The organism is Viridibacillus sp. KH_047, from assembly GCF_057838945.1.
The window spans coordinates 2,517,056-2,533,354 of record NZ_CM174479.1; the positions used below are offsets into that span (position 1 = coordinate 2,517,056).

Annotated in this window: 20 protein-coding genes; 5 read left to right on the top strand and 15 right to left on the bottom strand. The window is 32.2% G+C overall.

All coding sequences use genetic code 11. From position 1 onward, the window contains the following. Nucleotides 1–18 precede the first annotated feature (18 nt). The 4 genes from AC3IS5_RS12460 to AC3IS5_RS12475 all read left to right on the top strand — a co-directional run bounded on the left by AC3IS5_RS12460 (nt 19) and on the right by AC3IS5_RS12475 (nt 3,319). Nucleotides 19–549, top strand: coding sequence for a GNAT family N-acetyltransferase (locus AC3IS5_RS12460; RefSeq protein ID WP_489424701.1), 531 nt, complete (start codon nt 19–21; stop codon nt 547–549). A gap of 263 nt (nt 550–812) precedes the next feature. Further along, a complete protein-coding gene (locus AC3IS5_RS12465) occupies nt 813–1,637 on the top strand; it encodes an alpha/beta fold hydrolase (protein WP_489427883.1) in 825 nt (274 codons plus the stop codon). Nucleotides 1,638–1,670: 33 nt separating this feature from the next. Then, entirely contained in the window at nt 1,671–2,342 is a 672-nt protein-coding gene (locus AC3IS5_RS12470; RefSeq protein WP_489424702.1) for a response regulator transcription factor, read from the top strand. Continuing rightward, nucleotides 2,339–3,319: a sensor histidine kinase gene (locus AC3IS5_RS12475; protein ID WP_489424703.1), complete on the top strand. Its 981-nt coding sequence runs from the start codon at nt 2,339–2,341 to the stop codon at nt 3,317–3,319. Before AC3IS5_RS12470 ends, AC3IS5_RS12475 begins: the two co-directional genes overlap by 4 nt. Nucleotides 3,320–3,416: 97 nt before the next feature. Here the strand turns inward: AC3IS5_RS12475 and AC3IS5_RS12480 are convergent, their stop codons facing one another. From AC3IS5_RS12480 to AC3IS5_RS12500, 5 genes are all read right to left on the bottom strand, one after another. After that, nucleotides 3,417–3,611: a YwbE family protein gene (locus tag AC3IS5_RS12480; RefSeq protein WP_038189444.1), complete on the bottom strand. Its 195-nt coding sequence runs from the start codon at nt 3,609–3,611 to the stop codon at nt 3,417–3,419. 431 nt (nt 3,612–4,042) lie between these two features. After that, the gene (deoD, locus tag AC3IS5_RS12485) at nt 4,043–4,750 is read right to left on the bottom strand and encodes a purine-nucleoside phosphorylase (protein WP_489424704.1); all 708 of its coding nucleotides are present in this window, start codon (nt 4,748–4,750) and stop codon (nt 4,043–4,045) included. 35 nt (nt 4,751–4,785) lie between these two features. Beyond that, entirely contained in the window at nt 4,786–5,436 is a 651-nt protein-coding gene (gene pnuC, locus AC3IS5_RS12490; protein ID WP_489424705.1) for a nicotinamide riboside transporter PnuC, read from the bottom strand. Nucleotides 5,437–5,496: 60 nt separating this feature from the next. Then, the gene (locus AC3IS5_RS12495; RefSeq protein WP_489424706.1) at nt 5,497–6,180 is read right to left on the bottom strand and encodes a Crp/Fnr family transcriptional regulator; all 684 of its coding nucleotides are present in this window, start codon (nt 6,178–6,180) and stop codon (nt 5,497–5,499) included. A gap of 823 nt (nt 6,181–7,003) precedes the next feature. Then, nucleotides 7,004–7,531, bottom strand: coding sequence for a dihydrofolate reductase family protein (locus AC3IS5_RS12500; protein ID WP_489424707.1), 528 nt, complete (start codon nt 7,529–7,531; stop codon nt 7,004–7,006). A gap of 116 nt (nt 7,532–7,647) precedes the next feature. Between AC3IS5_RS12500 and AC3IS5_RS12505 the strand changes: the two genes are divergently transcribed. Next, nucleotides 7,648–8,589 carry a helix-turn-helix transcriptional regulator gene (locus AC3IS5_RS12505; RefSeq protein WP_489424708.1) on the top strand — a complete coding sequence of 314 codons (942 nt, stop codon included), beginning with the start codon at nt 7,648–7,650 and terminating at the stop codon, nt 8,587–8,589. Nucleotides 8,590–8,775: 186 nt separating this feature from the next. On the opposite strand, the gene AC3IS5_RS12510 is transcribed toward AC3IS5_RS12505, so the two are convergent. From AC3IS5_RS12510 to AC3IS5_RS12555, 10 genes are all read right to left on the bottom strand, one after another. After that, the gene (locus tag AC3IS5_RS12510) at nt 8,776–9,645 is read right to left on the bottom strand and encodes a DUF4097 family beta strand repeat-containing protein (protein WP_489424709.1); all 870 of its coding nucleotides are present in this window, start codon (nt 9,643–9,645) and stop codon (nt 8,776–8,778) included. A gap of 18 nt (nt 9,646–9,663) precedes the next feature. After that, nucleotides 9,664–10,368 carry an ABC transporter permease gene (locus AC3IS5_RS12515; protein ID WP_489424710.1) on the bottom strand — a complete coding sequence of 235 codons (705 nt, stop codon included), beginning with the start codon at nt 10,366–10,368 and terminating at the stop codon, nt 9,664–9,666. 67 nt (nt 10,369–10,435) lie between these two features. Then, nucleotides 10,436–11,128 (bottom strand): ABC transporter permease, encoded by a 693-nt coding sequence (locus AC3IS5_RS12520; RefSeq protein WP_489424711.1) that lies wholly within the window; start codon nt 11,126–11,128, stop codon nt 10,436–10,438. Next, nucleotides 11,121–12,044 (bottom strand): ABC transporter ATP-binding protein, encoded by a 924-nt coding sequence (locus AC3IS5_RS12525; protein ID WP_489424712.1) that lies wholly within the window; start codon nt 12,042–12,044, stop codon nt 11,121–11,123. Before AC3IS5_RS12525 ends, AC3IS5_RS12520 begins: the two co-directional genes overlap by 8 nt. Before the next feature lie 213 nt (nt 12,045–12,257). Next, entirely contained in the window at nt 12,258–13,193 is a 936-nt protein-coding gene (locus AC3IS5_RS12530; RefSeq protein ID WP_489424713.1) for a HAMP domain-containing histidine kinase, read from the bottom strand. Next, the gene (locus tag AC3IS5_RS12535; protein WP_489424714.1) at nt 13,194–13,889 is read right to left on the bottom strand and encodes a response regulator transcription factor; all 696 of its coding nucleotides are present in this window, start codon (nt 13,887–13,889) and stop codon (nt 13,194–13,196) included. A 439-nt stretch (nt 13,890–14,328) separates the two neighbouring features. Further along, nucleotides 14,329–14,505: an aldo/keto reductase gene (locus AC3IS5_RS12540; RefSeq protein WP_489427884.1), complete on the bottom strand. Its 177-nt coding sequence runs from the start codon at nt 14,503–14,505 to the stop codon at nt 14,329–14,331. Between the two features lie 155 nt (nt 14,506–14,660). Further along, on the bottom strand, nt 14,661–15,248 hold the full coding sequence (locus AC3IS5_RS12545) for a TetR-type transcription factor C-terminal domain-containing protein (RefSeq protein WP_489424715.1): 588 nt from the start codon (nt 15,246–15,248) through the stop codon (nt 14,661–14,663). A 155-nt stretch (nt 15,249–15,403) separates the two neighbouring features. Further along, the gene (locus AC3IS5_RS12550) at nt 15,404–15,808 is read right to left on the bottom strand and encodes a MaoC/PaaZ C-terminal domain-containing protein (protein ID WP_489424716.1); all 405 of its coding nucleotides are present in this window, start codon (nt 15,806–15,808) and stop codon (nt 15,404–15,406) included. Beyond that, nucleotides 15,805–16,254 (bottom strand): MaoC family dehydratase N-terminal domain-containing protein, encoded by a 450-nt coding sequence (locus AC3IS5_RS12555; protein WP_489424717.1) that lies wholly within the window; start codon nt 16,252–16,254, stop codon nt 15,805–15,807. Before AC3IS5_RS12555 ends, AC3IS5_RS12550 begins: the two co-directional genes overlap by 4 nt. Nucleotides 16,255–16,299: the final 45 nt, after the last annotated feature.

Sequence of the window (16,299 nt, forward strand, 5' to 3'; positions counted from 1 at the left end):
TATTTAGGAGTTGTCAAAATGAACATAACAATTAGACAAGAACAACCTTCAGATTATAGGGTTACAGAAGATGTTGTACAAAAAGCATTTGCGAACATGGAATTTAGTGATAAAACAGAACATGAATTGGTGAGCCGTTTAAGAAAATCGGATGCGTTTATCCCTCAATTATCTATTGTCGTGCTTGATAATGATGAGGTTATAGGGCATATTCTTTTAACAAAAATTAAAATAATCAACGAGGATCAATCTACAGAATCTCTTGCACTTGCTCCAGTTTCTGTCTTACCCGAGTATCAAAATAAAGGCATCGGCAAGCTTTTAATAAACAAAGCATTTGAAAAAGCTAAAGAACTCGGTTACAAATCTGTTGTTGTCTTAGGACACCAAGAATATTATCCGAAATTCGGATTTAAAAAAGCATCAACATGGAAAATTAAAGCACCTTTTGAAGTGCCAGATGAGGCATTTATGGCATTAGAATTAAGTGATAATGCTCTTAGTAAAGTTTCAGCTGTAGTTGAATACTCAAGTGCATTTTTTGAATAAGATATCAATCAAATTAAACAAGGTCTAGCTATCCCCCATTGGATTTTTTATCTAATGGGTTTTTTTGCAAAAAAGGCCCATCAGAAATTGTATTATTGTGGTAATGTAATTACATCATTGTTCAATTTTTCATATTGTATTTTTTCCAGTAAGCAAAACCAATAATCATTTCAACTGGTTCCTCTTTCGAAAAATCACGAAGATTAATTACTAGAAAATTAATTAGAAATTTATTTCTATATTATATCCTTTCAATATAAAAGATTAATGTTTACATTGAAGGTAGAGGTGAGGATACATATGTATTTATGCCTGGCTCCGGGGTAGCTGCCCCTGTATATGAAATGAAAGGTCTTTATAGCAAATTCTCAAAAGAAAATAAAATTGCTGTAATTGATAGAGCAGGATATGGTCACAGTGATGTTTTTAACGATAACAGAGATATTGTTACTATATTAGAACAAACTAGAAGCTCACTTATGCAGAGTGGAAATAAACCTCCATATATATTAGTTCCACACTCTTTATCTGGATTAGAAGCTATTTACTGGGCACAAAAGTACCCAAATGAAGTGAAGGGAATCATTGCTGTAGATATTGGTTTACCTCAGCAGTATGTAACTCACAAAATGAGCCTAGTTGATTCATTAACAGTAAGAGGAATGCATCTTTTATCGAAAATCGGTTTTCATCGACTCTTTCCTTCTTTAGCATTTAATCCTGAAGTAATTAAACAGTTGTTTTTAACTGAACATGAAAAAGAAGTATTTAAAGCCATTTCATATAAACAGTTTTTTAATAACAGTATGGAGCAAGAACTTTTACAGGTATACGAAAATGGTAAAAAATCAGTTAGCCTACCGATACCAATAGAAACACCTATTTTATTTTTAGATGCGATTGCTCAAGAAAATAAAAACTCGAAATATACAAAGCAGAAAAATAAAGATTATGAGGAGTTTGCAGAACAACTTTTAATATCAGATGTGATAACTATGGAAGGAAAACACAGCATTTATTTATATTCTCCTGATGAGATTTATAACCTTGCCAAGGATTTTATTAATAATAAAGTTGAGAAAAATTAACTGATTTAAATTTTGATAATGGAAGGTAAAATAATGAAAGAATATAACATATTAATCGTTGAAGACGATCTTATGATTGGTCATTTACTACAGAAGATTTTACGACGCGAAGAGTATAATGCTTGTTGGAAAACAAATGGTAAAGAAGTACTGGATGTAATCCATGAAATAGACTTAGTTATAATGGATGTCATGTTACCCGGTGAAGATGGTTATCAAATCACCAAAAAAATAAAAAACTTAGGTTTAAATATCCCAATTATCTTTCTATCAGCAAGGCAGGATATTGAAAGCAAACTTCAAGGATTGACAATTGGAGAAGATTATTTGATTAAGCCATTTGACCCTAGAGAGTTGTTACTAAGAATGCAAAAAATGCTAGAGAATCAGTACGGTACTTTTACACAAATCAAACATTTATATATTGATGCGGATCTTACTAGGGTTTTTAATAAAAACTTAAAAAACGAGGTTTCTTTTACTTCTATTGAAAAAAAAATATTCTTTTATTTATATGATAATAGAGATCGTATTTTGACAAAGGAACATTTCTTTAATTATTTATGGCCTCTTGATGATAGAAATCAAAATATCATAAACGTACACATAAAAAAAATTAGAACAAAGATTAATGATATAAATGGTGAAATTATACAAAATATATATGGAGAAGGGTATAGATTAAATACCTATATAAAAAAATGAAATTAAAAAAGAAATATCAGTTATTATTATTTTCCGCAATTATTTGTGTGCCCTTTTTGTTACTAGTGATTAGTGTGCTTATGTCATTAATTTATAATGCTATCTTTAAATCAAAACATCAAAACATCCCTTTTCATGAATCTTTTGCATATCCAACTATGCTGTTCGTATTTTTGATTTCTTTATTTTTGCTAGCCTTTTTATTTTCGAGATCTATTAACTCACTATTAAATAAAGTTAATATTTTGAATAAAACCATTCGAAAATTAGCTAGTGATGAAAATATCCCTGATAAATTAGTTGTTACTAGAGATGATGAAATAGGTGAACTAATCAAGTCTGTAAATATATTAATCGAAAGAACAACGTATAGAGAACTTAAGCAAAAAGAAGAAATAAAAAAAGAACTTTTAAATAAATTAAGGCATGATATTAATACACCGTTAACTACCGTTCGATTACAATTGTTTTATCTAGAGGACCAATTTACTGATCAAGTACCTATACTAGAATCACTTTATCAACAAATACAATACATTTCTGATTTAACGAATGAACTGAATATTCATTCTACTGATTCATTGGAGAATTCTTATATCCTAAATGATGAAGTGAATATGAATAACTTATTAGAAATTATGTGCAAGAAGTGGAGTTATTTGTATAGCATTCATAATATTGATTTAATATATAACTCACAAAATCTAGATTTAACATGGGGAAGTAATGATTTATGGCTTCAAAGATTGTTCGATAATATTTTCCAAAATACATTAAAACATTCAAATGCAACAAAACTCGAAATTATCGTAGACAATAATATTATTTCATTCCAAGATAATGGAATTGGTTTCAATATCGATGGTAATAATACAGGGCTAGGTTTAAAAATAATCGAAGATATAGCTAGGTCATTGAATATAAAATATACTTTAAAGTCAAATAAAAATGGGACCTTATTTAGTTTTACAACATAAAGCAATATAAAAAGTATGATTAAAAACATTTGTTTTCAACAACTACATCAAAATAAAAAGCTGGGATGACCTAATCAGTCATTCCCAGCTTTTTATTTTATTCGATGATGTCACATACACGACCAATTTGACCATCTGTAAGACGGACTTTAATTCCATGAGGATGGAAAGAAGAATTCGTCAATAAATCCTTTACGACACCTCTCGTTTTAATGCCTGTTCGTTGATCTTTCTTCAATATAATATCTACGACAAGTCCAGGTTTTACGTCACTTCTATTTTGTCCGTTCATTTGAAAATCCCCTTCTCTACTGCTTTGATGATTCATCTAGTATAGCATAACGATTTAAAAGGATGGATAACAGGCTGCTATATAATATGTAGCGTTTTATTTCACATATAAGTCACATCAATTATTTGTAAGCGCCAATTACAGCACACCTTCAACTAATCAATCTTCAAAATGCCGAGCAACCCGTGCCACAAAAATCGTTCTACAATTCTTTAATCGGTTATTTGTGATTGATAAAAAAAATCAATAAAATGGACGAATGTACGCCTGAACTTCGTTATCAAGAACGTCTTAACTACATAGATACTATAACAATAGCGCCCCCTGGAAAACAGGTGGGCCTATTTGACGCTTACTTTTGTTTAATATTACAAATACTAAAAATAACAAAAGGACTAGAATGTTTTTATACACCCCAGTCCTTTGTGTCTCTATAATGTTAAACTTGTCTCTAACGCCAGTTCAATCATGTCATTTAGAGCTACTTCACGCTCTTCTGCAGTAATTGTTTCATTCGTTAAGTCATGGTCTGTAACAGTTAGGATAGACAATGCCTTTGCTTTAAATTTAGCAGCTACTGTATACAAAGCAGCTGTTTCCATATCACTTGTTAGTACTTGATAAGATGCAAGTTTTTCACGCGCTGCTTCGTCACCATCATAGAATGTATCATCTGTTACGACTAGTCCTGCTTTAACAGGTTTATTTAATGTCAGTCCCATGTCGTGTGCACTTTTTAATAATTCAAAATTAGCTAATGGTGCATAAGAGTAATTTCCGAAAAGATGTTTATACATACTTGAGTTCGTACATGCACCCATTGCTAAAATTAAATCCATCTGCTTCACGTCCGGATGCTTTGTCCCGCTAGAACCAATGCGAATTAAATTCTTCACACCATATTCTTGAATTAATTCTGTTGCATAAATCGATATGGAAGGCATACCCATCCCTGTTCCTTGTACTGATATACGTTTTCCTTTGTATGTTCCAGTAAATCCAAGAATACCACGAATGTTATTGTAGCAAACGACATCTTCTAAATAAGTGTCTGCTATATGTTTAGCTCTTTTTGGGTCGCCTGGTAATAGTACTGTTTCAGCAATTTCGCCTTTTTTAGCTTCAATATGAAAACTCATGTTCACTACATCCCTTTCTCTTTTGGTAAAATTTTTTAATATTTCATTGAGACATTTGTTTCTTCTTTGTAGTTTCTTTTCCATTCTAGTAATCCATCAATACTGATGAATAGGTTAATTAGATTAAGAATAACCATGACGTATAATCCAGTTGTTGCACAGATAAATATTAAGATAGCGTTCATAGCAATCCAGATATACCAGTTTTCGATAAACTTTTTACTGAGTAAGTATTGTCCCACTAGACCCATTACAGCAACAAGGGCATCTAAATATGGGCTAGTTGCATCTGTAAATTGAATTTGTAGGTATGACCAAATAGCTGTTGCTACGACAATTACAATAGACCATGTAATAATCCCTTGCATTGGCAAAGACTTTGTTGGTGCAACATCTTCTTCACCTTTGTTTTTAACCCAGTAGTACCAACCATAAATATTAAACAACAGTTGAATAAACGATAGAATAACCATGGCATACAAACCAGTTTGAAAGTAAATATACATAAAACTAGAAACCGTTACTGCACCAAATAAGAAATTAATTACTTTTTCACGAGCTAGTAACCAAACATTAAGTACACCCGTTACAGAAGCGAATATTTCAAGATACGACGAATCCATGTATAGACCTGCTACTACACAAACAATTGTTGCAATAATAACAAACAGTGGTTTTTTGATCATTAAAGACACTCCTTATTTTATTATTCCCATTAATTATTGTAAGTTGAAAAGGTTTTCATTTTAGCGTGATGATTCATGCTGTAATCGTTTCAAATCACAAATGATGACAATATGGTTTTTTATATCAATAATTTTTTTTTCTTTTAAATTGGATAACACTCGGTTTATGCTTCTTTGTGTAACAGCGAGTCTTTCACTGAGCTCAAGTTTGTCAATTGTAATATATATGCCTTCATCCCTCTTTCGCCCTTTAGGTAATTGTTCTAATAAATAATTACAAATCAAATCATGTAAAGAATACAGTTTATGATTCTTATCTTTCTTAGTAATGCTATTGTATTGTTCTATTGTTTTTCGAATAAAATATTGGTTAAAATTTCGATCTAACTTCAGCCATTCCAAAAAATAATCACGCTCTAAAGAAATAATAGTTACATTTGTTAATGCCTCTACATTGCTCATAAAAGCTTGTTCACCAAAGATTTCTAACTCCCCTATCATGTCACCAATTTGATAAGTTGTTTGTACGTACTTTTTCCCATTTTCGGCAAGAACATAGATGTTAGCTAAACCATCAACGATAATACTCAAAGTAGAGTAAGCTTCTCCTTGCACATAGATCCTTGAACCGCTTTCAAAACTTTTTACATTCATTTTTTTTAGTATTTCATAAGGACATTGCTTTAACATTTCATATATGATTTTGTTATTTTCTATATAACTACAGATAAATTGCATCTCCATGAGCTCACCCTAAGTATATATTTTTTGATCAAGTACAGGACAGGACATACGTCTCTATATTTTCTATAAAATCTCTGTATCAGTATTTTCTTTTTGAAGAGAACCGGACACATGTCCTAACACATTTTTAAGAAGTGAATCTGGTTTATTGAGATGGCTGTAATTTATCTTTTATTACAAAAAATCATCACGTCACATTGTAATCGGCTACTATATTATCGTACTTTAAAAGGCCTTGTTCATTTTTCAGTTATTAAATTTTTTCACTCAACTAAAAAAGCCATAATGTATAATATGCGATACATAATGGCCATTTATTCTTAATTTTCAATTACAGCAGAAATATAATGAGGATTTATTTAGAGTAGGAAGCTACGTAATTGTTGCACTCCCCCTTTTGTCTCACTAACTTTTTTCTAAACAATGGTTGATTGTTTCTAACAACGCAGGTAGTTCTGCCATTGTTTGAATGTAAGCGCCAAATACAGCACACCTTCAACTAATTCGACTGACATGAGACAATCATGAAAATGAATTTAGTTGGAGGTTTTTTAGATGAAACGATCAGAACGTCAGCTATTATGGTAGTCTCGCTCAAGCTTTCAACACAAGCGGTGAACCCTCTTATTAAAAGTTATTGTTTATTGCTTATTTCGACATTTTGTTTAATAATAGATATTAGTAGAAAAACACCTAATAATCCCATTTATTCCTTAAATGTATATTTATGCACGTTACTCAAAAAGGCTAGGACACTTCCTATAATCGATAGAAGCGCCCCGTTTTTAATGCTATATTAAAATAGTAAGTGTATTGATACTAGTTATTTCACTTTATAATGCAAATGGACAAATTGTCCAAAACGCTTTGTATCTATTAAAGTTAAATTGATTTGTGGGTTATTTTCTTTAAATAATGGAATGCCAGACCCTAATATATGGGGTGTGACAGTTATAATATATTCGTCAATTAAATTTTCTTTTATAAAAGCATCGAGTATCCCCGATCCACCAACCATCCAAATTTTAGAACCTTCTTGTTTTTTTAATTTTTTAGTAAACTCAACCACATCTTCTTTTACGAAATCTACATATTCAGTTGAACCTTGTTCAGAGGTAGTAAATACATAGTTTTTCTTATCAGGATATGGAAATGCATCTGCGTGTTCCATAACGTAGTCATATGTTCTTTTTCCCATAATCGTAGTATCAATTGTTTCATACATCGCTATATATCCATTGTCACCCTCTTCCTCTCCTTCAACTTCTTCTAACCACTGCAAATCATCATCTTCCTTAGCAATAAATCCATCCAAACTAACGCCAATATATAAAATAATTTCTCGTGCCATAATCTTGTCTCCTTTTATTTTTAGTTTGCCCCTTCTTGATAAAATCATTAGGTATAAACTATACTAACGTTAAAACATGACAAGTAATGGCATGGTAAAAAAGAAAAGGTGAAAAAATGTCAAAAGCGAAGCGTCTACTAGATATCCTTATGTTTGCCAATGCAAAGCGAAAGTTCACTGCACAAGAAATAGCAGATGAATTTAAAATTTCCATTCGTACAGTTCACCGATATATATTGGACTTGAGCGATATGGGTTTACCAATTTATGCTGAGCAAGGTCGAAACGGAGGATATACAGTTTTATCAAACAGATTACTCCCTCCGATTTTATTTACAGAGGAAGAAGCTGTTTCAATATTCTTTGCTTTTCAATCTCTAAATTATTATCGTAACTTGCCTTTTGATACCGAAATCGGCTCAGTTGAACATAAATTATATAGTTCACTTCCAAATTATGCCAAAGTGAAAGTCGATAAGATTCGTTCTTATATCGCTTTTTGGAATCCTAAAAGGACAATTGATACTCCATTATTAAATGATGTTTTAGAAGCTTCTATAGAAAATAGAAGTTTACATATTCAATATGAATCTAAGTCGGGCATAAAAGCAAAACATATTCACCCTATCGGAGTATATGCTCATGACGGACTATGGTATTTGCCTGCTTATGATTTTAGCAAGCAGAAAATTTTACTGCATCGAGTAGATCGTATTCTTTCAATTTTATCTACTGAAAATAATGATGATGAGTTCATGAATTTAGAAGAATGGTTTATCTCAAGTGAAGTAAAAAGACCAATTCGATTGCATGTTCTTTTATCTATAGAGGGTGTACGTCAATGTAAAAGTGTGCCTAGTTTTGAAGGGCTTGTAGAAACAAAAGAAGATGGAACTGGATATATCGATTCTGATATTGACCAAGGTGAAATTTCTTTTATAACTCCGCTATTTTTTAGACTTGGAAAAGATGCACGAGTATTAGAACCACAGGAATTAATAGATGGCTTGCGTTTAAAAGCTGAAGAAATTTTAACGATGTATCAAGATAATAATTGAAGTAATTTGTGTTAATAAGCACTTTTTAATGCCCCTTCTTGATATAATCAGCAACTAGCCTCATAAAACATACAAATAAAAACAGAAGCTAAAATGCTCCTGCTTTTTCTATTTATTTTTAAAAATCAATTAATCAATTTGTGTTTTGCATTATGCGTTAGTAAAAATAAGCGGTTTTCTTTCTATTCATTTTACATTGATCGTGCCATATTCACTTAAGAGCCCCAATCGATTAGATGCGTCGCCTATTTTTCCTACTTTTGATTTTTCAGTATTCCTATCTAACTTCAAACTATCTAGATTTAGTGTTATATCAGATGAATTACTATTAGCGGTAAGTTTCAAAGAGGTCGGAACTTCTTTATAGTCCACAGTAATATCTCCTGACTTTGTTTCTACAAGTAATGACTTTCCTTCTGCGGCATCTTTTACTAACACTTCACCATCAACTGAAGTAATATTCATATTAGGGCTATTCACATTCATTAGATAGTTATCACCAGAAGTTGAAGCTACTGTTAAATTCTTTAACGAACTTTCTTTCAAACTTAGTTCACCTTCTTTTGAAGTAAACTGACCTTTCTCGGCTGATAGTCCTTCAATTTTTTCCATACCTGAGTCGTTTGAAATTACAATGTTTTTACTCTTAATATCATTTATTTTTATATCACCATAGCTATTATTTACTGTAAGTGTATCTAAAGCGTTCTGTGGGATTGAAATATGAATAATTCCTTTTTTCCCAAAGCTAAAGTTATCAGTAAACCCGCTCTCTCCATCTTGCTGACTAATTATTATCCTCTTGCCTTTGTTTTTGATTGTGACAGGATTATTCTTTTTGTCTTTGTGTTTACCTTCAACTGTGACAGTTAGTTTGTTGGATTCACTGTTTTTAATCTCAAGATCCCAAGATTCATTATTTATAACTACTTCTTTAAAACCCTCAATATCAACTGATTTTTTTCCCTGAAATTTATCTCCTCTTTTATTCATGACACTTAAAATTAATCCAAAAATAGCGATTAACATGATGGAAATAATTATGAATTTTTTCACTACTTTTCCTCATTCCTTTTAAACCAAATCTATTTTTTCAACTTTATGATAAGAAAGATAACCGATTAATAGACCTAGAAGACATAACGTAATTGGTACAACAATAAATTGAAAAAGACTAACCTGAGTTCCACCACTTGATACATTTCCATTAATTAAGAAGCTAATTATTACAGCCGAGGTAATCGTTGCAGCAGTAGATTTTTTTCTCATTCCAAAGTACAAAGGAATCAGGCTTACTCCTGCAATCATAAAAGCGCTAATAAAAGTTGTTGGAACTGTAGCAAATATTTCACTCAAACTAACTGGTGTTGCAAAGAATCCTAACAGTGGATTTAAAAAATAAATTATCACACTAATGATAAAAGTAGCGATGATAATACTAAAAAAACAGAATCCAAAGACAATTGATAACTTAGCTTGCATTAATTTTTTTCGTTTCAACGGGTAGCTAAACAATAATTGAATCGTTTTATTCCTGTATTCATCAATTACTAATCGTGATAATATGACACTCGAAAAAATGATAAAAACGATTCTAATGAAAATATTCGTTAAAGTCATGAAATCAGCATAATCTCGAAACATAAGATCATCTTCAACCTTAGATCCCCATGCCATTAAACAAACAGCAGCTAAGATACCCAATATACTAAATACTAATCCTTTATAATAACTTGATAACTGATTTTTTTTCCATTCCAGTTTCATAAGTTTAAACATGTCGATTACCTCCAAGATAAATTTTAAGAAGTGCTATAGCATCACTCTTTGATAGAATGCTTTAAAATCAAATTACATCTACTTCCTCAATATTTCGAATGGCTAAGAAAGCAATTGTAACGCCCACAACGGCAAAACCTAATTGAACCGGAATGAAAGTAACCATTGAAAATATTGGATTAGAAGAACAAACAATTGACACCACTATGAGAGATGACAATATGGTTGTAGGAACAGAGTGTTTACGCATCCCAAAATACAATGGAATCAAGCTGATTCCTGCAGAGGCAAATGAATATGGTATCATTTTCAACATTTCCACAAAATATTGACTTGCAGTTATTGAAAGTGGAACAATGTTAAAAACATTACTAATGATAGAAAATAAACCGACAACAATGATATTACTTAATAACATGGTGATAAAAGTTAAAGCAGCTATAATATACAATTTACTAGCTATTATTTTCTTTCGGTTTATTGGATAGGAAAACATTATCGAAATGGTTTTACTTTTATATTCATCAATAACAATTTTCGCAATTAGTACAGAGGAAAACACAATAAATGTAGCTCTGACCATTGCACCACTCATTACGAAAAAGTCTTGAGGGGTTGTAGCAATTAAGTCACCTTCAATTTGAGATATATACATCACGCACAAAAGTATTACTACCATGAGGATGTTTGCTATAATTGCGCCTTTTACATACCAGCCAAATTTATTTTTCATAAGTTCTAATTTCATTAATCTAAGCATGAATCCCCTCTCCGTTCATTAGATTCATGAAATATTCTTCCAAAGAGCTATGCTTTTTGTTGATACTTTCAATCTCAATATCATTCATAATAAGGGCCTTTGAAATCTCTTGCTGTGTTGCAGTCATCTCATATATACGAATTGTTTGTTCACTCATGATTTTATAATTTTTTAATCCTAGATGATTATCTAAAATGAAAGCAGCTTTTTTGATATTTTGAACCTTCACCTCAATATAATCTGTCTGTTCTCCATTGATACTCTTCATAGAAACTTCTTTTATCAATTTTCCATTTTGAATGACCCCGATAGTGTCTGCCATTTGTTCCATTTCAGCTAATATATGGCTAGAAACTAGTAGAGTTATGCCATATTCTTTGCAAAGCATTTTAAACAACTCTCGCAATTCTTTAATACCGATGGGGTCTAAGCCATTGATAGGTTCATCTAAAATTAATAGTTCTGGTTTCGTCGTAATCGCTCTGGCTATTCCTAATCTTTGTTTCATTCCAAGAGAAAAGTCTTTCACTTTTTTGTCGTCTACATTGCTTAACTTCACAAGATCTAACGCATGGTCAATCGAATTCTTGTCATAATAGCCCATATATTCACAATGTAAGTAAAGGTTTTCTCGCGCTGTTAACTTCTCATAAAAAATAGGATATTCAATAATCGTCCCCATTCTTTTCAGGACCTCGTATGATGTATTCGTTAATTTTTGACCGAATATTTCTATATCACCGCTCGTCGGTTTGATTAAATTTGTAATCATTTTCATAATGGTTGTTTTACCAGCCCCGTTAGGCCCCAAAAATCCGTATATTTCACCTTGCTTCACATGCATATTGACTCCGGAAACAACTTCTTTTCCCTCAAATACTTTTGTTAGTTGATTTGTTTTTAATATATATGTCATTTTGTTTTCCCCTTTCACTGTCTATTTATATTGTACGGAACGAACATCTCTTTTTTCTTAATCGATTCTTACAAATTTCTTAAGCCCTCAAAAGCAAAAGGAGATAGACTTTACTGTTCAAAAAATGATTAGATTAATCGCCATTTTTTTCCTGAGTATAGGCATTGTTATGGCAAGAAACAAAACAAAAAGCTTGTAGAATCTTTCTACAAGCTAATATTTCATTCTTTTTAACATAATTGTAAATACAGTTTTGTCATAAGGCTTACTTGAAAGATGAATTTCCCCACCTAAAGCTTCGACAAGCCTTTTCGTGATTGTCAGCCCAAGTCCACTACCTTGATATAAACGATTTCTTGAATCTTCTAATGTATACATTCGCTCAAAAACTTTATCGATATGTGACTCAGAAATCCCTTTCCCTTTATCCCAAATATCAATGTACACTGTCTTGTCATCACTTCTTAAAGTCATTCCTAGTGTATTTCCATCATCACCATACGTTATTGCATTCGATATTAAATTATTTAAAACTCTACTTAACGCATCTGTATTTCCATGTGCATATAGTTGTTCATTCGGAATATTAATTTCAACCGAAAAGCCCTTCGCCATAAGTAAATCATAGAATGATAAAATATTTTCCTGACATATCTCGTTCATATTAACTCTCGTTAACTCGATTTCCTTATCTCCTGACTCCAGTTTCGATAAATCAAAGAACTTTTGAATAAGTTCCATTACTTCAATCGATTTAATATGTACCTTTTTTAATAAAATTTGTCGTTCATCCTCGGTCATTGTTGGATCTGTATGTAACATCTCTACATAGCCGAGGACAACTGTAAGCGGTGTTTTCAAATCATGCGATATATTAGAGAGCATTTTGCGCATTGATATTTCTACCTTTGCTTGATCTACATTTGTTGTTTGCTTTGCTACTAATAAATGATTAATTGCCACTAATAACTTTTGCAGTTCTTTATCATCAGTTACTACTAATAACTTTTCAGTTGTTTGCTTATCTAAAATACTCTGTAGCTTCTCATAAATGTATCGTAAATCCTTTTCTTTAGTTTTCTGCATATTGTATTGGAAAAAGATAAAACCTATTAATAAGACAATTATCAATGTTAAAAAAAACACCATTTACATCACTTCCAATTTATATCCGATTCCCCATAACGTTTTAATATACATTGGGTTAGATGGATCATCCTCTATCTTTTCTCGCAGTCTTCTCATATGAACATTAATAACATTTTCATCACCATAATATTCTTCATTCCAAATGAGATTATAAATTTGAGCTTTTGAAAATACACGATTGCGATTTTTTGCAAATAACTTTAATAGCTCAAACTCTTTAGATGTGAGTTTAATGACTTCACCTTTCTTCCAAGCTGTAAAATTGATTGTATCTATTTTCAAGTCACCAATTTGTATAATTTTATCATCTACTTTTGGAGGAACTGAATATTTTGTCGAACGACGAATCCCTGCCTTTACTCTTGCAGACAACTCAATCATTGAAAAGGGTTTACAAATGTAATCATCTGCTCCAAGGCCTAAGCCAATCGCCTTATCAACATCTGTATCCTTAGCAGACATCATTAAAATTGGAACAGCACTTTTTTCGCGGATCAATCTCACAACTTCTAAACCATCTATCTTCGGCATCATAATATCAAGAATGACTAGATCAAATGAACCTTGCATAAACTTCGCTAGCCCATCTTCTCCATCAGAAGCCGTCGCTACAACAAAGCCCTCTTTTATTAAGTAGCTTTCGACCATTTCTTGAATAGATATATCATCCTCAACTAGCAAAACATTAGATTGCATGCACTTCTCGCTCCCAGCTTTTACATATATTCACATTAGTGATTATACCCTAATATAGATTATTTGTGAAAAAAGGATGATTTACCATTCTAATAAAAATCAAATAGTATTAGGTCTAGTCAATGGCGAATGTACCTTCGTTAAGTTGATTTCCGTTCCGTCTGTGCACTTTCCAGGGGGCGTCTGATGAGCCGCTTCACTCGCTTCAGGGTCTCATCTAGGACGCTAATCCTCTTGGAGTCGCACAGCCTCCACTCCAATCAAAATGCATTCTTAAATCTATATACTCTTTAGCCAAATATCATACCTGACTTTCTTTTGGTAAAATGCTTAATAATATAAAAAAAGCTGAGATGACAAAACAGTTGTCATTCCCAGCTTTATAATATGAATCTATAATTTCACATACATAGAGTAACTTTGATGCCATAAATGTGTTTTAAATAATCGCTTCAATATTAGCTAAATCTTCGGCTGTAAGTTTGATCTCATTTTCTTTTAAGTTTTCTAATAATTGATCTGTCTTTTTCCCACCAGGTATAACAGCTGTTATACCTTTTTGTGCTAGTAACCACGCAATTGCTAAGTTACCAACTGTAGTATCTTTATAACACAGCTATTTCTTTTAATTTTTCAACTTTTAAAAAGTTAGCTTCAAAATTTTCACTTTTAAAAAGCTCAACTTAACTTTAGATAGAAAAAGCTATTCTGAGCAAATCTTGTTCAAAATGGCTTCTTTTTTCATACACTGCAACACAAGTGCTATACCGATCACTTCATGACCACTTTAATTAAATTCTGTGAGAAAAACTTTACAACTTCTTGATCAGATTCTTCATCCCGCTTTTTAAACCAATAAGGAATGAAGTTTATCGCACCTAAAATTAATAATTTTGCCAATTTTTTATTCTCGGAATGGAAATATCCTTCAGTAATTCCTTCTTCAATAATAGATTGAAAAATACTTTCATATTCATCCCTTTGTCGAAGAGTCTCTGCACGCATATCTCCAGAAAGCATATTAGCTCTGTTCACAACGCTGAAGACAGCATCATCTTTAACAATCAACATAATTAATGATTCCATCGCTGCTTCCAACTTTTCAACTGGCGTTTTGTTGCTTTTAGCAATTCCCTTAATTCTTTCGATACACTCTGTTGCTACTAGCGTATGACATTGAAATAACAAATCTTCTTTACTCTCAACATAATAATAAATCGCACCTTTTGTAAGCCGAAGTTCGTTTGCAAGATCCTCGATTGTTGTTTGGTAGTATCCGTTTCTATTAAAAAGATTTGCTGCTGTTCTTAAAATTTCAAGCTTTTTTGCTATAGCCCTTTCCTCTCGAAATGCTGACATAAAAAACAACTCCTTTGACTATTTGTATCATAACGAAGAATGACGCCCTTCGCGAGAGTCATGATAGAGAGACTCTTACTGATCCACTACTTGTACTTTCAAGCACACTAACGTCTATACCAAAGGTCATTATGATTGATTTATCTTGTATCTATTCACTTAAATAATTTAAATTTTACTGAACCTTTGATAACTTCTTTTCCTTTTTGATTCTCTACGACAACCTGGAATACTAAAATATCATCGTTCTTTTCAACAAGTTTTCCTTTAAGCGTAACAACTTCATCAATGAACAACATCGTTACAAAACGAATGGCATAATCTTGAATAAAACCTTCTTCATAGTAAGGCGTGAACAACTTCGCGAGATTTCCCATCGTCCACATCCCATGAGCAATGACGCCTGGAAGTCCCACTTTTTTGGCTTCTGCTTCGACTGTATGTATTGGGTTAAAGTCACCGGAAGCATCAGAGTACTCGATTAACTCCGCGAGTGAAACTGGAGATAATTCAATTGGTCCCAATAATTCACCAACTTGTAAATTTGCTAGTGTCATCATGGATTGATTCCCTTTCTAACTGCTTCACTAATCACGATGATTGCGGTCGAAGTAAAAATTGTATGACCATCACGATCATCACCGTTACTTTCTATGACGAGAAAGCCCATAACTCCACTTCCACCCTTCTTTTCATAGTAATTTTTAATTTCTTTGTAGCAATAGACACTTTCCCCAACATAAAGTGGCCGCTCATAGTGAAAACTCTGTGTCCCATGGATCAGCCCTTTTTCTGGAAGATCAAGCCCTTCGATATTTCCATCGTCAAACGTACGCGGAAATGTGGCAGGGGCGATATTTCTTCCATGTCGTGAGTTTTTTGCATATTCCGGATCCAAATAAATTGGGTGAGCATCTCCAATCGCATGTGCAAACTTACTTACAGTACTAGGCTCAACGATATTCAACACCTTCACAGAACGCTTGCCAATCATCTCTCGATACATAATCATTCCCCTTTCAATTTGCTGATCATACTCAATTAGCAGATA